Raw genomic sequence first — 19,116 nt, forward strand, 5'->3', positions numbered from 1 at the left:
TGTGGCACTCGAGGGTCTAGGGCCAAGGGCCAAAGCGTCCCGCGTCCCGCGCCTTGCGTATTGCGTTTTGCGTACGACGTAGGACGTACGACGCACGACCCGCGTTTTGCGTTTGGCTATCAGCTATCGGCTATCCGCAACATCCCCTAAATATCGCTATTTCCGCGCCCAATCCCCCTTTTTACCGCCCCTGCGCTTTGCACGCAGCTTGTGGGCTGGCTTAGACTAGGCTTGTGAACGGGTCCGACGCGCTGGCCGAACTGTTTCGTCTACAAGAAAAAGACCTCGAGCTAGACCGCATCCGTGAGGAACAGGGCAACATCCCCGAAGACCTCAAGGCCGCCCGTGCTCGCTGGCAAAGCCTCGAAGCCGAACTCGCCAAACACCAGGGCGACCTGCGCGAGCAGGAGATGGAATACCGCCAGAACGAGGCCGAAATCGCCGACCTCAAGGAAAAGCTGGGCCGGGCCAAGGAGGCGCAGCGCCAGGCCCAGGGAGCCCGCGAACAGACCCAGTACGAGAACGTGATCCAGCAGCTCACCGGGCGCTACGAGGAGCTCGAGGGCCTCAACGAGCCCAAGTTCGAGGAGATCAGCCGCCTGGAGGGGGAGGTCGAGCGGGTGAAGGCCCTGCTGGCGGAGGCCAAGCCCAAGCTCGAGGAGCTCGAGGCCGCCAACGCCGCGCGGGTGGAGGCGCTCGAGGCCAGCTACCAGAGCAAGCTCGCCGAGCGCAACGCCCTGGCCGCCACCATCCCCGCCAACCTGGTCAAGGAGTACGAGGCCGTGCGCAAGTCGCGCAAGGGCCAGGGGGTCGCCAAGGTCGCCCGCACCGGCTCGGGCTACCGCTGCATGGGCTGCAACGTGCAACTGCCCATGAACATCGCGCAGAAGGTGTACCAGGGCAACCAGATCGTGCGCTGTCCCTCCTGCGGACGCATCATGTGGAAGGGCGAGTAGGGGCGACGCGCGTCGCCCCTACAGCGTTTTCGGGATCGGGGATGACGCCACCCCCCATGGCTGCGCCGCCGGCCGGTCCCGGCTCGAGGAGGTGCCCGTGTCCAGCGGCAGGATGCACGCCGACGAGCTAGACACCGACGCGTCGCTCGTACGCCGGCTGCTCGAGGCGCAGTTCCCGCAGTGGGCCGGCCTCCCGGTCGAGCGGGTCCGCTCCGCCGGCACGGACAACGCGATCTACCGGCTCGGCGACGGCATGGCCGTGCGCCTTCCCCGCATCCCCGCCGCCGCCGCGCAGGTGGACAAGGAGCAGCAGTGGCTGCCCAGGCTGGCCCCATTGCTGCCGCTTCCCGTCCCGGTGCCGCTCGCCAAGGGAGCGCCCGGCGAGGGCTACCCCTGGCACTGGTCCGTCTGCCGCTGGCTCGAGGGCGAGAACGCGACCCTCGAGCGCCTCGCCGAGGCGGCCCAGGCGGCGGCCGGCCTGGCGCACTTCGTCGCCGCCCTACAGCGCATCGACGCCACGGGCGGCCCGCCCCCCGGCCGGCACAACTCCGGCCGGGGTGCGCCGCTGGCCGTGCGCGACGGGCCCACCCGGGCCGCGATCGCCTCGCTGCAGGGCATGCTCGACACCGGCGCGGTAACGGCGGCGTGGGAGGCCGCGCTCCAGGCTCCCCCGCACGACGGCCCGCCCGTCTGGATCCACGGCGACCTGCAACCCGGGAACCTGCTGGCGGTAGGGGGCCGGCTCAGCGCGGTCATCGACTTCGGCTGCCTGGGCGTGGGCGACCCCGCCTGCGACCTGCAGGCGGCGTGGAACCTCTTCACCGCCGAGGCTCGGGAAGCCTTCCGCGCGGCCCTGGGGGTCGACGGCGCGACCTGGGCGAGGGGGCGCGGCTGGGCCCTGTCCGTCGCCCTGATCGCCCTCCCCTATTACCAGCACACCAACCCTTTCCTCGCCGGCGTCGCCCGGCACACGATCCGCGAAGTCCTCGCCGACCATGGGCACGGCGCGTGACGGACATGGCGGGTGCTGCGAGAGGGCCGGCGTTCGTGGGGTTCTCGCTCGAGCGTCCCGCACCGCTGACCGCACCCGGAAATGCTTCAGGGCCAGCCTGGCGGCTGGCCCTGCTGTTGCTTTGGGGAGACAACGAGGGAGGTAGGCCTCCCCCGTTTGAAGGAAAAACTAAGGTCGCTGGAACCTTACTTCTTGACCTTCTCCTTGAGCGCCTTGCCGGGCTTGAAGGCCGGGTACTTGGAGGCGGGGATTTTGATCTTCTGGGTGGTGCCGGGCTTCACGCCGGTACGGGCCTTGCGGGAACGCACCTCGAAGGTGCCGAAGCCGGTGAGCTGGACCTTGTGGCCACCGCTCAGGGCAGCTTCCACCTTGGAGAGGAAGGCGTCCACGGCAGCCTTGGCGTCTTTCTTCTTCAGGCCGGAGGCCGCAGCAACTTGGTCGATCAGATCAGCTTTGGTCTTGGTGGTCTTCTTCGCCATGCATTACCTCCTTTAGTTTTCCCTTCAGGACGGAGTGTAGCACACCATGAGAGAGAAATGCAAGCATCTGGTGGGGCTTCCCCCGCATTATGTTAAGAACCGACAGGCGCCGAATTGCCCTTGCTTACATACTCAGGGGGCAAAAGTGCCGCAACCATGGCCTCGAGCTGACGCGTGACCTCCTCCAACCCCTGATGATCAAGCTTCTTGTCGGGGAGGGTGATGGGATCGCCGAAAACCACTTTTATGTTCCTACGCAAGCGCGGCGCATGGCCCACGGGCCAGGCCTTGTCGCTGCCGGTGATGGCGACGGGCACGATCTTGGCCCCGGTGCGCATGGCGATGGAGGCCGTCCCCGACTTGAAGGGCTCGAGCTTGCCCGTGCGGCTGCGCTGGCCCTCGGGGAAGATGCCGAACGCCAGCCCCTCCTTCAGCGCCCGGATGGCGGCCTTGACCGCCCCAAGGTCGCTGGTGCCGCGCTCGACCGGGATGGCGTAGACCCGCGGCAGCAGCCACGAAAGCACCGGGTAGCGGAAAATATCGGCCCGGGCAATGAAAGCCACGGGCCGCGGGCACACCGAGCCGACGGCGATGGGGTCGAGGAAGGACAGGTGGTTGGAAGCCAGGATGACGGGCCCGTCCTTAGGCACCCGCTCCGCCCCCTCCACCCGCAGGCCGAACAGCACGCGCAGCAGGAAATAGGCCAATGCTTTGCAGATCGCGTAAATCATGCGATTAGATTACCGTGGAATGTGGGAGGCAGGGCGTCGATGGTCGATAGCCGATAGCCGAACGCCGGGCGCGGGCCGTACGTCCTGCATCGTCGTACGTCGTACGCAAAACGCCCCTTTTTTACCCCCCTTAGCAAGGGGGGCAGGGGGTATCCCCCCTCCCCGGCGGCGGGGAGGGGTTTACCACGAGCCACGGACCACGGGCCTCCCGATTACCGCTGACGGCTGACGGCTGAAAGCTGACCGCTTACGGCTTACGGTTTTCCCTCGTCGGCACCCGGAAGAGGATGAACCAGACGCCTGCTACGCCCAGGGCGAGGGCCAGGGCTCGAGCGGCCCAGGATTCAACGGCGACGCTGCTCAGGAGCACGGCGACCGAGCACATGGAGGCGGCGATGCGCTTGGCGCGCAGGGGCATGCCTTTGCCGGCGCGGTAGTCGCGCACCAGGGGGCCCACCTTCGGCAGGGCCAGCAGCCACTCGAGCCAGCGGCGGCTGCCGCGGGCGAAGCAGTAGGCGGCGATGATGAAGAACACCGTCGAGGGCATCACGGGCAGGAAGGCCCCGATGAAGCCCAGGGCGACGAAGAAAAAGCCCACCCCGATCCAGACCCAGCGGATCGGCTGGGCCAGGACGGCCTCGGCGGGCGGGGTGAGGGCGGGTTCGGGGGTGGACGCTTCGCGCTCGGGCATAGGCTCGCCTCAAAGTCTTCAACAGTCTACGGGCTCGAGGCTACCGCATCGCGCCCTGGGCAACCTTTGGGACGTTTGTCCCTGGAAACGGGTGATAATGCCCCCGATGAGGCTTTCACCCCAGGTCATCCGGGCCATCGGGCAAATCCTGGCCGTCTCCTACCCCCTCTTAGCACTCTCCACCGGCGCGCGCGGGGTCTACCAGCTCTGCTGCAAGCCCGGCGTCAGCGACTACCTCGCCCCCGCCATCACCACAGTAGCCGCCGCGTGCTACCTGCTGGCGACGCTGGGCTTCGTGATCCGCAAGCCCGGCACGTGGCGCCTGGCCGTGGGCCTGCTGAGCTTCGAGACCGCCGGGGTGCTGCTGGTGGGCACCCTCACCGTGCTCGAGCCAACCGCCATCGGCCACACCGCGTGGTCCTACTTCGGCAAGGACTACGGCTTCCTACCCCTGCTCCAGCCGATCCTGGGGCTGGTGTGGCTGCTGTGGCGGGAGAACCGGGAGGCCTACGGGGTTGTGAGCGGTCGGGCGGCAGGGGCAGAGGGAAAGCACTGAGCGGTCAGCCATCAGCCGTCAGTGGTCAGCTTGTGGCCTGTGGCCCGTGGTAAACCCCTCCCCGGCGGCGGGGAGGGGATATCCCCCCAGCCCCCCTTGCTAAGGGGGGTGACAAGGCGTCTTGCGTCTTGCGTCTTGCGTTTGGCGTAGGGCGTTTGGCGTTTGGCGTAGGGCGTACGACCCGCCCCCGGCGCCCGGCGTCCGGCGTTGGGCGTCCGGCTATCGGCCATCAGCACCCCGCATCCAGCACCTCCCGCACCCACGGCGCCACGTCCAGCAGCGAGGTCATCGCGGGGACGGTGGAAGCCTTGGGGCCCAGCACCAGCAGGGGCACCGGGTTGCGGGTGTGGGCGCCGTGCCAGGGTTCTTCGGCGTTGCCGTGGTCGGCGGTGAGGAGCAGGGTGGCCTCGGGGGCGGCCTCGAGCCAGCCCCACACGAAGCGCTCGAGCTCGGTGAAGCGCTCGGGCAGGCGCTCGGGCTCGCGGTGGGCGGAGTAGTCGAGCGACCAGTTCTCCAGGAAGAGCAGGTCGTTTTGCCCGGCCATCCCGGCGAAGCGCTCGCCCGCACGCTCGGGCTCGGGCCAGAAGGCCGGGAGCATGGCCCGCGGGTCGTCGAGGGGCAGCAGCTCGAGGCCCGCCGCCACCGCGGCGTAGGCGAAGGCCGAGAACATGTTGCGCCGGGAGCCGCGCAGGCGCTCGAGGTACTCGCGCCGGTAGCCGTTGGCGTGCAGCACGCGCAGGCCACGCCGCACGGCCCACACCTGGAGGCTTTGCTCGCGCAGCAGTTCCTGCAGGCGCGAGCCGGGGTGGGGCCCCTGGTGGTGGCCCAGGAGGGCGCTGGCGTTGGCGCCGGTGAGCAGCGTGGTCTGGCCGGTGCCCGACTGGGGCAGGCCCTCCAGGCCCAGGTTGGCGTCGAGCACGCGGTAGGCCACGCCGGGGGCGTCGTGGGCGGCGGGGGCGAAGCCGCCGGTCAGGGCGTGCAGGGTGGGCAGCTCGAGCTGCCGCAGCGGGCTGCGGGGGTCAGCGGATAGCCCCAGGCCGTCCACGAAGAGGAAGGCGAGCACCCCTCGAGTCTACCGGGCTCGAGGGGTGCGACCGGGGGCCGGCGCTCAGCCGACGGGGGTGACGGCGGCGGTGTCCTCCTCGCCGGTGCGGATGCGGTAGACCTTCTCGACGGGGAGCACGAAGATCTTGCCGTCGCCCACCTCGCCGGTGCGGGCGGCGCTCATGATGGCCCGCACGGTGGGGGCGACGAAGGAGTCGGAGACGCCGATCTCGAAGCGCACCTTCTCGTGCAGCTCCATCTTGACGGTGGTGCCGCGGTAGGTCTGCACCTCGTCGGTCTCGCCGCCGTGCCCCTGCACGCGGGAGATGGTCAGGCCCCGCACCTCGGCCTTGTACAGCGCCTCGAGCACGTCGTTGACTTTCTCCGGACGGACGATAGCCACTACCAGTTTCATGCCCTACCCCCTCAGCCCTTCACGGTAGCGGGCGCGCCGCGCGGCTCGCCGGACTCGAGCACCAGGATGGCCCCCTCGCCGCTGGTGTAGCTCTCCTCGCCGTGCTGGCTAACGTCCATGCCGGTGGCCTCGTCCTTGGCGCTGGCCCGCAGCGGGGTGACGGCCCCCACCAGCTTGAGCAGGCCGAAGGTCATCAGGCCGCTGTAGAGCACCGCGATCAGCACCGCGAAGGCCTGGATCAGCACCTGCTGGGGGTTGCCGGCGATGAGGCCGTCGAAGTAGCCCACCTCCACCCCGGCGATCACCTTCTGGCCGAAGACCCCGGTCAGGATGGCCCCGGTCATGCCGCCCACGCCGTGGCCGGCGAACACGTCGAGGGAGTCGTCGAGCTTGCTGCGGGCGCGCCACAGCAGGGCGAAGTAGCTGGGGAAGGCCCCGATGGCCCCCATCAGCAGCGCCGAGGTGGGCGAGACGTAGCCGGCTGCCGGGGTAATCACCACCAGCCCCACCACGATGGCCGTCGCTAGGCCCACCGCCGTCACCTTGCCGGTGCGGGTGAGGTCCAAGAGCGCCCACGCCACCAGCGTGGCCGCCGGGGCCAGCAGGGTGTTGACGAAGGCGATGGAAGCGCTCTGGCTCGCGCCCCAAGCACTCCCCGCGTTGAAGCCGAACCAGCCGAACCACAGCAAGGCCGCGCCCAGCAGCACGAAGGGCACGTTGTGGGGCAGGATGGCCTGGCGGCCGAAGTCCTTGCGGGCCCCGAGCACCAGCGCGGCCACCAGGCCCGAGATGCCCGCGTTGATGTGCACCACCGTTCCGCCCGCGAAGTCCCAAGCACCCAGGTCGGCCAGGAAGCCCCCGCCCCACACCCACTTCGCCAGCGGCGCGTAGACCGCCACGCTCCACAGCGTCATGAACAGCATGAAGGCCGGGAAGCGCATGCGCTCGACGACGGCCCCCGAGATCAGCGCCGCCGTGATGACGCAGAAGGTGCCCTGGAAGGCCATCCACAGGAGGTGGGGGATGGTGATGGGCACCACCGCGCCCTTGTTCTCGAGGCTCACCCCGCTCAGGAAGCCAAAGCGCAAGTCCCCGATGAAGTTGTTGCCGCCCGGGCTCAGCGAGAGCGAGTAGCCCACCAGCGCCCAGGCCACCCCCACGAAGCCCAGCGCCACGAAGCTCATCATCATGGTGTTGAGCGAGCTCTTCGCCCGCACCAGCCCGCCGTAGAAGAAGGCCAGGGCCGGGGTCATCAGCAGCACCAAGCCCGTAGCCACCAGCATCCAGGCGGTGTCGGCCGCCGAGAGCTCGGGTTCTTGGGCGAGCCCTACCGAGCCGGCCCCCACGGCCAGCATCCCCAACCAACGAAGGTTTTTCATCCCCGCACCTCCATGGCCCAGAGGCTAGCAGGGGTCATGTCAAATGTCAAATTTGCCGCGAACGGTTTGCCAAGCTATAACCAAAATTGCCCACCAATTATCGAAACTGCCGACATCTTGTTACATCCTGTTTGAGCAAGTGTGTAAGATTTAAATAACAGTGCGCAAGAGGACCGCCGCTTTGGTATACCTTTAGAGCGGGGCCGGGGCCGCAAGACGTGAGGGATGGATGCTTTCCTCACTGCACGCTGCGGCGGCAGGCGCATAAACTAGAGGTTGAGATGACCGAGCGGCAGCGCACCCTGTTGCACCTCCTGGTGGAGAGCTACATCCAGGGCCAGGCCCCGGTGCCTTCGGCCGTCCTGGCCGAGCGGCTGGGGCTCTCCCCGGCCATGGTGCGCTACGAGCTCATCGAGCTCGAGGAGGCCGGGTACGTCGCCAAGCCCCACGCCTCGGCGGGGCGGGTGCCCACCCGGCAGGGCTTCCGGCACTACGCCCTCTCCAAGCTGCCGCCCGACCTGCTGCCCAAGGCCACCCTCGAGCGCTTAGCCCTGGTGATGGGCGGCGCGGGCGACCGGCGCGAGATGCTGCTGGTGCAGGTGGCCTCCAAGCTCTCGGGCTACCCCGCGCTGCTGCGCCTGCGGCTGCAGCGCTCGACGCGCATCCGGCAGGTGCACCTCTCCTCGCTGGGCGAGGGCAAGGTGCTGGCGGTGGCGGTGCTCGAGGGCGGGCGGGTGCGCGAGGCGCGCCTCGAGCTCAGCTTCGCCCCCAGCGAGCCCCAGCTCACCGAGGCCGAGGGGCGGCTGCGCGGGCAGGTGGTGCTCGAGCCCCAGCCCGCCGACACCCCCACCACCCGCGAGCTCTTCGCCGCCTTGAAGCGGGCCTTCACCCAGGACGAGCTCGAGGAGTACCGCGAGGGCATGGGCCTGCTGCTGGGCGAGCCCGAGGCCATGGACCCGGCCTTCCTGCGCCACGCGCTGCAGCTCTTCGAAGCCCCCGGCGACGAGCCCCTCACCCCGCCCGGCGGCCTCAACGTGCGGGTGGGCGAGGTCGAGGGGATCTCGCTGGTGCAGGCGGGGGTGGCCCTGGGCGAGACGGTGGGCGAGCTCTCCCTGCTGGGGCCCATCCGCATGCGCTACCCCCAGGCGCTTTCGGTGGCCTTCGGCCTGAGCCAGGTGTACATGGGGAAGGAGCGCTATGCGAATTGACGTCCTCTTCTTCGCCCTCTTCCGCGAGCAGGCCGGCACCCGCGCCACCGCCCTCGAGCTCCCCGAAGGCGCCACCGTGCGCGACGCCCAGCGTGCCCTCGAGGCCCGCTTCCCCGGCCTGGCGCTGGGCCAGGGGCTGGCCGCGGTCAACCAGGAGTTCCGTCCCGCCGAGCACCCCCTGAGCGAGGGCGACGAGCTGGCCTTCCTGCCCCCCGTCTCGGGCGGCGGCGTGCCGGAGGTGGCCGAGGCCCAAGACAGTTGGGGGCTCACCGAGGAGCCGCTCGAGCCCCAGCGCTGGCTGGACTGGGCCAGCGCCCCGCCCTACGGCGCGGTGGTGAGCTTCCTGGGCACCACCCGCAGCCCCAACAAGGGCAAGGAGGTGGCCTACCTCGAGTACGAGGCCTACGGCGGCATGGCCGAGCGGGTGATGGGGCAGATCATCGCCGAGATGCGCGGGCGCTGGGTGCTGGGGCGCGTGGCGCTGTGGCACCGCGTGGGGCGGGTCGAACCGGCCGAGGCCTCCATCCTGATCGTGGTGTCCTCGCCCCACCGCCCCGAGGGCTTCGAGGCCTGCCGCTACGCCATCGAGCGCGTCAAGCAGGTGCTGCCGGTGTGGAAGAAGGAGTACCTCACCGACGGCTCGCACTGGGTGGAGGGCTTCGCCCCCGACGAGCTGCGCCTGCGATGAACGAGGCCACCTTCGTGCTGATCCGCCTGGTCGTGTGGCTCTTGCCCGCGGTCCTGGGCTTCCTGGCGATGCGGGCTTGGCGCGGGGGGCGGGCCCGGGTCGCGAGCGGGCTGGCGCTGGGCGGGCTGCTGGCGGGCCTGCTGGCGAAGCCCTTGCCCGTCGGGTTGGTGCTGCTGGTTCTGGGCCTTCTGGCAGGTTGGGGCGGGGTTTTGCAGGGGACCAAGCGTTAATGATACCGGCTCTTCGGGCTGGCTTTGTCGGATTTGACCATCGCGGGCTGTTCGCGCCGACTACACTGGGAAGATAAGTTGGGCTGTATCTCCTGGAGGGCATCGGGTGAATGAGTTCAATTGGAAATTATTCGCGCCGCTCTCGATCGAGGGTTCGACCCTCTTGATTGAACACCAGGAGCTTCCCGAGGGCACGGCGGTGCGGCTGGGGGGTTCGGCCGGGACCGTGCTGCGCGCGCCCGAGGCGCAGGAATTGCTGCTGCACCTGCTGACCGGCGAGTCGTGGGTGAGCAACCGCCTGGTGTGGGCCGCGCCCCGCCTGCACCTGGGCCACAAGGGCTACAACCTCAACGAGCGGGCCCGCCTGGCCCTCATCGAGTCGCTGCAGTCCCTGCTGGCCGACAGCCAGGACACCGCCGGCGGCGCCCAGCCCCAGGACTCCTGGCAGCGCGTGGTGCTGCAGCTCGCCCAGGGCCAGTTCGCCTCCCTCGAGCAGGCCCTCCCCCGGTTGGGGGAGGCCACGCTGAAGCTCTTGGGCCTGGAGAGCCTCAGCCTGTGGGTGCGCGACCCCGACACCCGCCACCTGCGGCTGGCGGCGCGCTACCCCCAGATCAACACCCCCGAGCGCCTGATCACCGCCCAGGACAACCCGGTCTACTTCGCCGCGCTCGAGCGCACCCTGCTGCTCACCGTCGAGGACGCCAAGACCGACGCCCGCGTGGCCGAGCTGCGCGGCATGCTCACCACCTGGGGCGTGCAGTCGATGCAGCAGGTCGTCTTCCACGGCGAGGGCGGGGTGCTGGGCGTGCTGTGGCTGGAGAACGGCCAGCCCCGCACCTGGAGCAGCGAGAAGGAGGTGCTGGCGCTGTCGCTGGGCCACCTCTTCGAGCGCCAGATCTACCAGCCGCAGGGCGAGGCCCCGCGGGTGGTGCTCCAATCGCGCAAGAGCATCGGGCTCAAGCTCACCGAGTTCGAGGCCCAGATCGCGCACGCCATCGCCCTGGCCGGGCGCCACAAGCGCATGGTGGGACTGGTGCGCGTGCAGATCGACGGCCTGGCAACCGGCCAGAACGAGACCGCCGCCAAGGAGATCGCCACCTGCCTGCGCAGCTCCGACGCCATCACCTGGCTGGGCGCGCAGGGCTACGCCCTGCTCCTGTCGGAGATCCGCTGGCCCAGCGGCGCGGCCCGGGTGGCCCAGCGCATCCTGCAGCGGCTGCGCTCGGCGCTGGGGCACGGCTTCAAGGTCGCCATCGGCATCGCGGTCTTCCCGCAGGACGCCAGCGCCGTTCCCGAGCTGTGGGAGCGGGCCGAGCAGGCCTGCGCGCAGGCGCTGGAGGACGGCGGGGGCATCCGCCTGCTGACCCCCGGGGCCTCCGAGCTGCAAGAGGCCATCACCCGCGACAACCTCACCCTGCACTTCCAGCCCATCCTGCGCCTGTCAGACCTCGAGCTCATCGCCGTCGAGGCGCTGGTGCGCTGGCCCCGCGCCCGCGGGGCCACCAAGCAGGCGGGCGAGTTCCTGGGCACCGCCCACCAGGCCGGGCTCATCGCCGTGCAGGACCGCTGGACCCTCGAGCGCGTGCTCGAGCAGGCCGCGCTGTGGCGCCCCTCCGGCGTCAACGCCTACTTCAGCCTCAACCTCTCCGGCGAGACCCTCACCGACCCCGCCTTCCCCACCCGCCTGCAAGACCTGCTGCAGGCCAAGCGGCTCGCCCCCGAGATCCTGGTGCTCGAAGTGCGCGAGGAGGCGCTGTCGTGGGACCTCGAGGCCTCCATCCGCACCCTCACCCTGCTCAAGGAGATGGGCGTGACCATCGCCCTTGACGACTTCGGCACCAGCCCCATCCCCATGGACCAGCTCAAGCGCCTGCCGCTCGACTGGATCAAGCTCGCCCCCCTCTTCACCAACCCCGACAACGCCGCCTTAGCCAAGGCCGCCGTCGAGATCGCCCACGCCATCGGCGCCAAGGCCATCGCCAAGGGCCTCGAAGACCAGAGCCAGCTCACCCGCCTCAAAGAGCTCGGCTGCGACTTCGGCCAAGGCCACCTCCTGGGCTGGCCCGTCCCCGCCGAAGACCTGGGCGCCCTGCTGGTCTGGGGCATCGGGAGCTGAGCCCGGCAGCGGTCAGCTATCAGCCGTCAGCCCTCAGCTCGTGGCCTGTGGCGTGTGGGAATATCCCCCCTGGCCCCCCTTGTTAAGGGGGGTAAAGAAAAGGCGTTTTGCGTTTTGCGTTTTGCGTTTGGCGTTTGGCGTTTGGCGTCTTGCGTACGACGTAGGACGTACGACGTACGACCCGCGCCCGGCTATCGGCTATCAGCTATGGGCTATCAACGTCGGGCGGTCGGCTACCGACCCCCGACCCCCGCCATCAATCCGACCAATGCGCCGGCCTCCGCACCCAGCGGTGCTTGCGCAGGCGGGCCATGAGGTCTTCGGGCAGGGGCTCGAGCCCGCTCACGGCGGCGTTGGCCTCTACGTGGCGCACGCGGCGCATGCCGGGGATCACGGTGGAGACGTCGGGGTTTTGCAGGATGAAGCGCAGGGCCAGCTCGGGGAGGGTCATGCCCTCGGGGAGGTCGGCCTTGAGGCGCTCGACGCGCTCTAGGGTGGGGATGAGGTTCTCCTTGCTGAAGTAGCGGTTGCGCCAGTCGCCCTCGGGGAAGGTGGTGTCGGGGGTGAGGGTGCCGGTGAGGGAGCCCTCGTCGAAGGGCACGCGGGCGATGACGGCGACGCCCAGCTCGCGGCAGCGCGGGAAGAGCTCGTCCTCGGGGTTCTGGTCGAAGAGGTTGTAGATGACCTGTACCGCGTCGATGAGGCCGGTCTCGAGCGCCAGCAGGGCGTTCTCGGGCTCCCAGCGGTTGATGCTGATGCCCCAGGCCTTCACTAAGCCCTCCTCCTTGAGCTTCTCCACCTCACGCTGCCAGCGCGCGTCGCGGGCCCAGTTGTCGTGCCAGACGTGGAACTGCATGAGGTCGAGGGAGGGCAGGCCCAGGTTTTGCAGGCTCCACTCGGTGTAGCGGCGGATGTGGTCGGGGGGGTAGGTCTCCTCGAGCGGGTACTCGGCCCGGGCGGGCCACTTGAAGTTCTTGGCGGGGATCTTGCTGGCGGTCCAGAGCTTCTTGCCGGGGTTGGCCCGCACCAGCTCGCCCAGCATCCGCTCACTCCTGCCGTCGCCGTACGCCCAGGCGGTGTCGAAGAAGTTTATGCCCAGGTCCACGGCGCGCTGCAACGCCTGGCGCACCTCCGCCTCGTCCGAGCCCGTCCAGCCCGCCAAGCCCCACATGCCGTAGCCGATCTCCGAGACCGGCCAGCCCAGTCGTCCAAAGGTCCGGTGGCGCATGGGACCATTGTGGCACGGGCTCGAGGACTTCTAGCAGGGGTTGCTGATAGCCGATAGCCGATAGCCGATAGCTGATGGCTGATAGCCAACAGACGCGTCGGACAGGCCGGGCCGTGGGCGCTCCGGAGCACTAGCACGGGAACACCACTCCAGCCCTGGACTCGCTACCCGGTCGCGGCTTCACCAGCCCACGCGCTCGAGCACCTCCACCACCAGCGCTGCCCCGACCAGGTTCACGCCCAGGTCGCGGCGGATGCGCTCGGCCCGGCGCAGGCGCAGGAGGTCGTGGGGCTGGAAGTACCAGTGCCCGCCCGCCTCCGTCGGCTCCACGAAGCCGATCTCCACGTACGCGCGCACCGCTGCCGGGGAAAGCCCTTCGCCGGCGATGGCCTCGAGGCTGTACAGCTCGCTGCGCACCAGCATCTTCCCCTCCTCGCGTCTAGTGCTTGGCCTTGAGCAGTTCGGCCAACTGCTGGTAAAGCTTCTCCTCCTCGGGGGTGGGGTGGGTGGGGAGCACCACCCGGATCTCGGCGTACTGGTCGCCGCGGCTGCCGTCGCGGCGCGGCCAGCCCTTGCCCTTGAGCCGCAGCTTGCGGCCGTTCTGGCTGTGCTTGGGGACGTGCAGGTCCACGGGGCCGTCGAGGGTGGTCACCCGCACGTTGCCGCCCACCACCGCGACGGGCGCGGGAACCTCGGCCACCACGTAGACGTCGTCGCCCTCGAGCCGCATGGCGGGGCTGGGCTGGAGGCGCACGGTGAGGTAGAGGTCGCCGCCCGAGCGGCCCTTGCCCGCCAGCCGGACCTTCTGGCCCTCGCGCACGCCGGGCGGGATGCGCACGCTCAGGCGCTCGTTGTTGACCGAGATCAGCTTCTCGCCGCCGCGGTAGGCCTCCTCCAGGCTCAGGACGAGCTCGGCCTCGAGGTCGCGCCGCTCGCCCACGCGCACTCGGCCCCCGGCCCGGCCCCCGCCGAAGAATTCCTCGAAGCCCCCGAAGCCGCCCGAGCCGCGCCCGGCGAAGTTACCGAAGAGCTGCTGGAAGAAGTCGGAGAAGTCGCCCACGTTGCCGCTGAAGCCGCCCTGCCCCGGCGGGGGCCCCTGCCAGCGGGCCTGGCCGGGGTCGGAGCCGTAGCGGTCGTAGAATTGGCGCTTCTCGGGGTCGGAGAGCACCGTGTAGGCCTCGTTGATCTCCTTGAAGCGCTCCTCGGCCCCGGGGTCCTTGTTGACGTCGGGGTGGTACTTGCGCGCGAGCTTCTTGAACGCCTTCTTGACCTCGTCTTCCGAGGCGTTCTTGGAGACACCGAGGATGGCGTAGTAGTCCTTGTAGGCCATAACGATCGCCGGCAGCGGATGGCTTACAGCCGGTAGCCAGGCAGCGACGAGCTACCGGCTACCCGCCATCCGCCTTCGGCTCCTCCCCCTTGCCCACGACCACCCGGGCCTCGCGCACCAGCGCGGGGCCGTAGCGGTAGCCTTCCTGGTAGACGTGCAGGATCTTGTCCTTCTCGCCCTCGAGCATCCCGATGGCCTCGTGGTAGCGCGGGTCGAAGTCGGCGCCCACGCCGGGCACGGGCTCGACGCCCAGGCCCGTCAGGGTTCGCTTGAAGTTCTCCAGCACGGCCCTGACGCCGGGGATCAGGTCCTCGGGCTTGGCCTGGGCGAAGCCCAGGGCGCGCTCGAGGTCGTCGGCGACGGGGAGCAGGGCCCGCAGCACCTTCAGCTCGCCGCTCCTGCGGGCGTCCTCGAGGTCGGCGGCGGTGCGCTTGCGGAAGTTGTCGAAGTCGGCGTACAGCCGCACGTACTTGTCCTTGGCGGCGCGCAGCTCGGCCTGCAGCACGTCGAGCTCGGCCCGCAGGCGCTCGACCTCGGGGATGTCGGGCTGGGCCTCGCCGGCGGGGTTCTCCGCGGCGGCTTCGACGGGTTGGGTGTTTTTGGTCTCTTCCATACCTTCCTCGCGCGTGGCCGGTAGCCGACAGCCCCTGGGTCATAGGCTATCAGCTACCGGCGTCGGCGTTCAGTCTGCGGGCTTGTAGTCGGCGTCGATCACGTCGTCGGGCTTGTTGCCCTGGGCGGGCTGGCCCCCGGCCGCGGCGCCCACCGTGGCGCCCTGCTCGTAGGCCTGCAGGGCGTTGGCGAGGTCCTGCAGCGCGGAGGAGAGCTCGGTGTCGGGGGCGTCGCGGTCGCGCTCGACGAGCTCCTTGGCCTTGGCGACGGCGGCCTCGAGGCGGCTCTTGGCCTCGGGGGTGCTCTCCTTCTCGCCCATCAGCCGCTCGGCCTGGATGCGGGCGGTGTCGAGCTGGTTCTTGATCTCGGCGTGCTCCTTGCGCTTGCGGTCGGCCTCAGCGTTGACCTCGGCCTCCTTGACCATGCGCTCGATCTCGGCCTCAGAAAGGGTGGTGGTGTTCTGGATGGTGATGCTGGCTTCCTTGCCCGTGGACTTCTCGCGGGCGGTGGCGTGCAGGATGCCGTTGGCGTCGATGTCGAAGGTGACCTCGATCTGGGGCATGCCCGCCATCATGGGGGGGATGCCCTCGAGGCGGAACTTGCCCAGGCTCTTGTTGTCGGAGGCCATGGGGCGCTCGCCCTGGAGGATGTGGATCTCCACGGCCGGCTGGTTGTGCTCGGCGGTGGTGAAGATCTCGCTCTTGCGGGTGGGCACGGTGGTGTTGCGCGGGATGAGCACGGTGGCCACGCCGCCCTTGGTCTCCACCGCCAGCGACAGCGGGGTCACGTCGAGCAGCACCACGTCCTCGACCTGTCCGGTCAGCACGCCGGCCTGCACCGCCGCGCCCAGGGCCACCACCTCGTCGGGGTTGACCGAGCGGTTGGGCTCCTTGCCCAGCATCTCCTTGACGATCTGGGCCACCGCCGGGACGCGGGTCGAGCCGCCCACGAGCAGCACCTCGTCGATCTGGCTGGGCGAGAGCCCGGCGTCCTTGAGGGCCTGCTCCACCGGCTGGCGCACCCGCTTGAGCAGGTGGGCGATGAGCTCTTCGAACTTGGCGCGGGTGAGCTTCTTCTCGAGGTGGATGGGGGTCTTGGTGACGGGGTCGAGGCCGATGAAGGGCAGGCTGATGGTGGTCTCGGGGGTGCCCGAGAGCTCGATCTTGGCCTTCTCGGCGGCCTCGATCAGGCGCTGCAGGGCCTGACGGTCGCCGCGCAGGTCCACGCCGCCCGACTCCTTCTTGAACTCCTCGACCAGCCAGCTCACGATGGCCTGGTCGAAGTCGGAGCCGCCCAGGTGGGTGTCGCCGGCGGTGGCCTTGACCTCGAAGACGCCCTCGCCGATCTCGAGGATCGTCACGTCGAAGGTGCCCCCGCCGAGGTCGAAGACCAGCACGGTCTCGTTGCCCTTCTTGTCCAGGCCGTAGGCCAGTGCGGCCGCGGTGGGCTCGTTGATGATGCGCAGCACCTCGAGACCCGCGATCTTGCCGGCGTTGGCGGTGGCCTCGCGCTGGGCGTTGTTGAAGTAGGCGGGCACGGTGATGACGGCCTTGGTCACGCGCTCGCCCAGCTTCTTGGAGGCGTCATCGACGAGCTTGCGCAGGATCATGGCGCTGACCTCCTCGGGGGTGTAGAGCTTGCCCCCGATGTCCACGCGCACGCCGCCGTCGGGGCCCTGCTGCACCTTGTAGGGCACGCGCTTGGCCTCCTCGGTCACCTCGTCCCAGCGCCGCCCGATGAAGCGCTTGATCTCGAAGACGGTGCCCTCGGGGTTGAGCGCAGCCTGGCGGCGGGCCATCTGGCCCACCAGCGTCTCGCTGCCCTTGAACGCCACCACGCTGGGGGTGGTGCGGTTGCCTTCGGTGTTCTCCAGGACCACGGGCTTGTCGCCCTCCATGATGGCGATCACGCTGTTGGTGGTCCCCAGGTCGATTCCCACTGCTTTAGCCATTGCGGTCACCTCTTCAGTTCGCGTTGGGGGCGCGCTAGCCCCGGCTCTGCGTCGCTATCCTCAACCCACTAGCTGTGGAGGAACTGAGGCTAGCTCACTAGCCTTAAGACTAGCTTTACGAGGCGCCAATGTCAATAGACTTGAGTGTGGTTATATCAAGGTTGGCCGGGGGCTCGAGCGGGCGCGGCTTTTGGCGGCTGTGGCAGGGGAAGGCGGTGGCGGGCACCCTCGTAGGGGATTCTCAGAAATTCGCCGCCGGGATTTGCCGGTTCCACGACGCAAAAGCTGGGCCTAAGGTGGCTTTAAGCCAGTGGGCGGAGCATGGGTTGCATGAAAGGCAGCTCAACGTTCCAGAGGGCATTTTGCGTGTGTTTGGCTACCTTTGTCCCCCCCGCGCGATGTACCCTATAAACACTTAGGAGAGAGGATCCTACATGAACCGACTGCCCTTCAACCTTTGGTTCGTGCTCATCGCAGCCATTTTGATTGCTTGGGCATTCAGCTTGACCGGCAACCAAACCCCGCAGGGCCAGATCGGTTATGGAGCCTTCCTGGACGCCGTTCAGAACGACCGCGTCAAGGAGATCGTGGTGCAGAGCGGGGGCACCCGCATCAGCGGCAAGTACACCGACGACGAGAAGTTCATCACTAGCTCGAGCGCCCCCGTCACCAACGCCGACCTCGAGAAGTGGCGCGCCCAGGGCATCGCCGTGGACGTGGCCCCGCCCCCCAGGGAGAACCCCTTCCTGGGCTTTTTGCTGCCCATCCTGCTGGTGGGCCTGGCCTTCGCGGCCATCTACTACTTCTCGCGCAACCGCGGCCCCTCCGGCGACAACGCCTTCAGCTTCACCAAGAGCCGCGCCAAGGTGCTCACCGAGGCCCCCAAGACCACCTTCCGCGACGTGGCGGGCTGTGACGAGGCCAAGGAGGAGCTCAAGGAGATCGTGGAGTTCCTCAAGAACCCCGGCCGCTTCCACGAGATGGGCGCGCGCATCCCCAAGGGCGTGCTGCTGGTGGGGCCGCCCGGCTCGGGCAAGACCCACATCGCCCGCGCGGTGGCCGGTGAGGCCAAGGTGCCCTTCATCACCGCCTCCGGCTCCGACTTCGTGGAGATGTTCGTGGGCGTGGGCGCCGCCCGCGTGCGCGACCTCTTCGAGACCGCCAAGCGCCACGCGCCGTGCATCATCTTCATCGACGAGATCGACGCCGTGGGCCGCAAGCGCGGCGGCGGCGTGGGCGGGGGCAACGACGAGCGCGAGCAGACGCTCAACCAGCTCCTCGTCGAGCTCGACGGCTTCGAGAAGGACTCCTCGATCATCATCATGGCCGCGACCAACCGCCCCGACGTGCTCGACCCCGCGCTGCTGCGCCCGGGCCGCTTCGACCGCCAGGTGGCCATCGACGCCCCCGACGTGCGGGGCCGTGAGCAGATCCTGCGCATCCACGCCAAGGGCAAGCCCATGGCCGAGGACGTGGACCTGGCCCTGGTGGCCCGCCGCACCCCGGGCTTCGTGGGGGCCGACCTCGAGAACCTCCTCAACGAGGCCGCGCTGCTCGCCGCGCGCGAGGGCCGCAAGAAGATCACCATGAAAGACCTCGAGGAGGCCGCCGACCGCGTGGTGATGGGCCCGGCCAAGAAGAGCATGGTGCTCACCCAGCGCGACCGCGAGATCACCGCCTACCACGAGGCCGGGCACGCCCTGGCGATGTACTACCTCGAGCACGCCGACCCGCCCCACAAGGTCACCATCGTGCCGCGGGGGCGCGCGCTGGGCTTCGCCATGCCCCGCCGCGAGGACATCCTGCACTGGAGCAAGAAGCGCCTCACCGACCAGATCGCCGTGGCCCTGGGCGGCCGCGCCGCCGAGGAGCTGGTCTTCGAGGACGTGACCACCGGCGCCGAGAACGACTTCCGCCAGGCCACCGACTTGGCCCGCCGCATGATCACCGAGTGGGGCATGCACAAGGACTTCGGCCCCGTGGCCTACCAGGTGCGCGAGGACACCTACTTGGGCGGTTATGACGTGCGCCAGTACTCCGAGGAGACCGCCCGCCGCATCGACGAGGCGGTGAAGGGGCTGCTCGAGGAGCAGCACGAGAAGGTGATCGAGCTCCTGCGCGAGCGCCGGGAGGTGCTCGAGCGCGTGACCAAGGCCCTCCTCGACTACGAGACCCTCAACGCCGAGCAGTTCGAGCGCGTGGTCCAGGGCCTGCCCCTCGAGGACCCCACCTCCAACGAGCCGCCCAAGGACCAGGAGGAAAAGGACACCCCGCGCATCGTGCCGAAGATCAAGCCGAACCTGGGCGGGGCGTGATGGGTGGGACGCCGAGCGCTAATAGCCGATAGCTGATAGCCAGACGCCGGACGCAGGGTGTACGACCCGCGTCCGGCGTCGTACGTCTTACGTCGTACGTCGTACGCCAAACGCGAGACGCAAGACGCCTTGTCACCCCCCTTAGCAAGGCTAGGGGGATATTCCCACACGCCAC

19 protein-coding genes are annotated in these 19,116 nt (G+C 69.1%); 8 read left to right on the forward strand and 11 right to left on the reverse strand.

From position 1 onward, the window contains the following. Positions 1-233 precede the first annotated feature (233 nt). Together MEICH_RS0103160 and MEICH_RS0103165 are read left to right on the forward strand one after the other, a co-directional pair. On the forward strand, positions 234-956 hold the full coding sequence (locus MEICH_RS0103160) for a zinc ribbon domain-containing protein (RefSeq protein ID WP_027891408.1): 723 nt from the start codon (positions 234-236) through the stop codon (positions 954-956). 97 nt (positions 957-1,053) lie between these two features. Continuing rightward, positions 1,054-1,968, forward strand: a complete 915-nt coding sequence (locus tag MEICH_RS0103165; protein ID WP_027891409.1) for an aminoglycoside phosphotransferase family protein — start codon at positions 1,054-1,056, stop codon at positions 1,966-1,968. A gap of 185 nt (positions 1,969-2,153) precedes the next feature. Here the strand turns inward: MEICH_RS0103165 and MEICH_RS0103170 are convergent, their stop codons facing one another. The 3 genes from MEICH_RS0103170 to MEICH_RS0103180 form a co-directional block, all read right to left on the reverse strand. Next, entirely contained in the window at positions 2,154-2,447 is a 294-nt protein-coding gene (locus MEICH_RS0103170; RefSeq protein ID WP_027891410.1) for an HU family DNA-binding protein, read from the reverse strand. Positions 2,448-2,539: 92 nt separating this feature from the next. Further along, the gene (locus MEICH_RS0103175) at positions 2,540-3,178 is read right to left on the reverse strand and encodes a lysophospholipid acyltransferase family protein (protein ID WP_027891411.1); all 639 of its coding nucleotides are present in this window, start codon (positions 3,176-3,178) and stop codon (positions 2,540-2,542) included. A gap of 247 nt (positions 3,179-3,425) precedes the next feature. Beyond that, positions 3,426-3,869, reverse strand: a complete 444-nt coding sequence (locus MEICH_RS0103180) for a YbaN family protein (protein ID WP_018464981.1) — start codon at positions 3,867-3,869, stop codon at positions 3,426-3,428. Positions 3,870-3,975: 106 nt separating this feature from the next. On the opposite strand from MEICH_RS0103180, the gene MEICH_RS23380 reads away from it, so the two are divergent. Continuing rightward, on the forward strand, positions 3,976-4,425 hold the full coding sequence (locus MEICH_RS23380) for a hypothetical protein (protein ID WP_036218237.1): 450 nt from the start codon (positions 3,976-3,978) through the stop codon (positions 4,423-4,425). Between the two features lie 229 nt (positions 4,426-4,654). Here MEICH_RS23380 and MEICH_RS0103190 read toward each other — a convergent pair whose 3' ends face one another. From MEICH_RS0103190 to MEICH_RS0103200, 3 genes are read right to left on the reverse strand one after another with little or no spacing between them, the layout of a single operon-like run. Further along, positions 4,655-5,488 (reverse strand): metalloenzyme, encoded by an 834-nt coding sequence (locus tag MEICH_RS0103190; RefSeq protein WP_027891412.1) that lies wholly within the window; start codon positions 5,486-5,488, stop codon positions 4,655-4,657. A gap of 45 nt (positions 5,489-5,533) precedes the next feature. Further along, a complete protein-coding gene (locus MEICH_RS0103195; RefSeq protein ID WP_027891413.1) occupies positions 5,534-5,884 on the reverse strand; it encodes a P-II family nitrogen regulator in 351 nt (116 codons plus the stop codon). Between the two features lie 11 nt (positions 5,885-5,895). Further along, positions 5,896-7,263, reverse strand: a complete 1,368-nt coding sequence (locus MEICH_RS0103200) for an ammonium transporter (protein WP_027891414.1) — start codon at positions 7,261-7,263, stop codon at positions 5,896-5,898. A 281-nt stretch (positions 7,264-7,544) separates the two neighbouring features. Here MEICH_RS0103200 and MEICH_RS0103205 point away from each other — a divergent pair, with 281 nt between their 5' ends. The 4 genes from MEICH_RS0103205 to MEICH_RS0103220 all read left to right on the forward strand — a co-directional run bounded on the left by MEICH_RS0103205 (position 7,545) and on the right by MEICH_RS0103220 (position 11,505). Continuing rightward, the gene (locus MEICH_RS0103205; RefSeq protein ID WP_027891415.1) at positions 7,545-8,471 is read left to right on the forward strand and encodes an HrcA family transcriptional regulator; all 927 of its coding nucleotides are present in this window, start codon (positions 7,545-7,547) and stop codon (positions 8,469-8,471) included. Further along, positions 8,461-9,159, forward strand: a complete 699-nt coding sequence (gene moaD, locus MEICH_RS0103210; RefSeq protein WP_027891416.1) for a molybdopterin converting factor subunit 1 — start codon at positions 8,461-8,463, stop codon at positions 9,157-9,159. The genes MEICH_RS0103205 and moaD overlap by 11 nt, the downstream gene beginning before the upstream one ends. Then, positions 9,156-9,389, forward strand: coding sequence for a hypothetical protein (locus tag MEICH_RS0103215; RefSeq protein ID WP_027891417.1), 234 nt, complete (start codon positions 9,156-9,158; stop codon positions 9,387-9,389). Before moaD ends, MEICH_RS0103215 begins: the two co-directional genes overlap by 4 nt. A gap of 106 nt (positions 9,390-9,495) precedes the next feature. Then, the gene (locus tag MEICH_RS0103220; protein ID WP_027891418.1) at positions 9,496-11,505 is read left to right on the forward strand and encodes a bifunctional diguanylate cyclase/phosphodiesterase; all 2,010 of its coding nucleotides are present in this window, start codon (positions 9,496-9,498) and stop codon (positions 11,503-11,505) included. A gap of 256 nt (positions 11,506-11,761) precedes the next feature. Here the strand turns inward: MEICH_RS0103220 and MEICH_RS0103225 are convergent, their stop codons facing one another. From MEICH_RS0103225 to dnaK, 5 genes are all read right to left on the reverse strand, one after another. Continuing rightward, on the reverse strand, positions 11,762-12,733 hold the full coding sequence (locus MEICH_RS0103225) for an aldo/keto reductase (protein WP_027891419.1): 972 nt from the start codon (positions 12,731-12,733) through the stop codon (positions 11,762-11,764). A 180-nt stretch (positions 12,734-12,913) separates the two neighbouring features. Beyond that, the gene (locus MEICH_RS0103230) at positions 12,914-13,156 is read right to left on the reverse strand and encodes a chaperone modulator CbpM (RefSeq protein WP_027891420.1); all 243 of its coding nucleotides are present in this window, start codon (positions 13,154-13,156) and stop codon (positions 12,914-12,916) included. A 16-nt stretch (positions 13,157-13,172) separates the two neighbouring features. Then, a complete protein-coding gene (locus tag MEICH_RS0103235) occupies positions 13,173-14,063 on the reverse strand; it encodes a DnaJ C-terminal domain-containing protein (RefSeq protein ID WP_027891421.1) in 891 nt (296 codons plus the stop codon). Positions 14,064-14,121: 58 nt separating this feature from the next. Then, the gene (locus tag MEICH_RS0103240) at positions 14,122-14,676 is read right to left on the reverse strand and encodes a nucleotide exchange factor GrpE (protein WP_027891422.1); all 555 of its coding nucleotides are present in this window, start codon (positions 14,674-14,676) and stop codon (positions 14,122-14,124) included. Positions 14,677-14,745: 69 nt separating this feature from the next. Next, positions 14,746-16,626 (reverse strand): molecular chaperone DnaK, encoded by a 1,881-nt coding sequence (gene dnaK / locus MEICH_RS0103245; protein WP_027891423.1) that lies wholly within the window; start codon positions 16,624-16,626, stop codon positions 14,746-14,748. A 434-nt stretch (positions 16,627-17,060) separates the two neighbouring features. Here dnaK and ftsH point away from each other — a divergent pair, with 434 nt between their 5' ends. Further along, positions 17,061-18,941 carry an ATP-dependent zinc metalloprotease FtsH gene (ftsH, locus tag MEICH_RS0103250; protein WP_027891424.1) on the forward strand — a complete coding sequence of 627 codons (1,881 nt, stop codon included), beginning with the start codon at positions 17,061-17,063 and terminating at the stop codon, positions 18,939-18,941. Positions 18,942-19,116: the final 175 nt, after the last annotated feature.

The sequence above is a fragment of the Calidithermus chliarophilus DSM 9957 genome (assembly GCF_000430045.1).
GTDB classification, from domain to species: Bacteria; Deinococcota; Deinococci; order Deinococcales; family Thermaceae; genus Calidithermus; species Calidithermus chliarophilus.

Excerpts from the sequence above, each read along its gene's own strand:
- MEICH_RS0103225 (WP_027891419.1), bottom strand. The coding sequence starts at position 12,733 with ATGCGCCACCGGACCTTTGGACGACTGGGCTGGCCGGTCTCGGAGATC.
- MEICH_RS0103230 (WP_027891420.1), bottom strand. The coding sequence starts at position 13,156 with ATGCTGGTGCGCAGCGAGCTGTACAGCCTCGAGGCCATCGCCGGCGAA.
- moaD (WP_027891416.1), top strand. The coding sequence starts at position 8,461 with ATGCGAATTGACGTCCTCTTCTTCGCCCTCTTCCGCGAGCAGGCCGGC.
- MEICH_RS0103170 (WP_027891410.1), bottom strand. The coding sequence starts at position 2,447 with ATGGCGAAGAAGACCACCAAGACCAAAGCTGATCTGATCGACCAAGTT.
- MEICH_RS0103195 (WP_027891413.1), bottom strand. The coding sequence starts at position 5,884 with ATGAAACTGGTAGTGGCTATCGTCCGTCCGGAGAAAGTCAACGACGTG.
- MEICH_RS0103180 (WP_018464981.1), bottom strand. The coding sequence starts at position 3,869 with ATGCCCGAGCGCGAAGCGTCCACCCCCGAACCCGCCCTCACCCCGCCC.
- MEICH_RS0103240 (WP_027891422.1), bottom strand. The coding sequence starts at position 14,676 with ATGGAAGAGACCAAAAACACCCAACCCGTCGAAGCCGCCGCGGAGAAC.
- dnaK (WP_027891423.1), bottom strand. The coding sequence starts at position 16,626 with ATGGCTAAAGCAGTGGGAATCGACCTGGGGACCACCAACAGCGTGATC.
- MEICH_RS0103215 (WP_027891417.1), top strand. The coding sequence starts at position 9,156 with ATGAACGAGGCCACCTTCGTGCTGATCCGCCTGGTCGTGTGGCTCTTG.
- MEICH_RS0103205 (WP_027891415.1), top strand. The coding sequence starts at position 7,545 with ATGACCGAGCGGCAGCGCACCCTGTTGCACCTCCTGGTGGAGAGCTAC.
- MEICH_RS0103200 (WP_027891414.1), bottom strand. The coding sequence starts at position 7,263 with ATGAAAAACCTTCGTTGGTTGGGGATGCTGGCCGTGGGGGCCGGCTCG.
- MEICH_RS0103235 (WP_027891421.1), bottom strand. The coding sequence starts at position 14,063 with ATGGCCTACAAGGACTACTACGCCATCCTCGGTGTCTCCAAGAACGCC.
- ftsH (WP_027891424.1), top strand. The coding sequence starts at position 17,061 with ATGAACCGACTGCCCTTCAACCTTTGGTTCGTGCTCATCGCAGCCATT.
- MEICH_RS0103175 (WP_027891411.1), bottom strand. The coding sequence starts at position 3,178 with ATGATTTACGCGATCTGCAAAGCATTGGCCTATTTCCTGCTGCGCGTG.
- MEICH_RS23380 (WP_036218237.1), top strand. The coding sequence starts at position 3,976 with ATGAGGCTTTCACCCCAGGTCATCCGGGCCATCGGGCAAATCCTGGCC.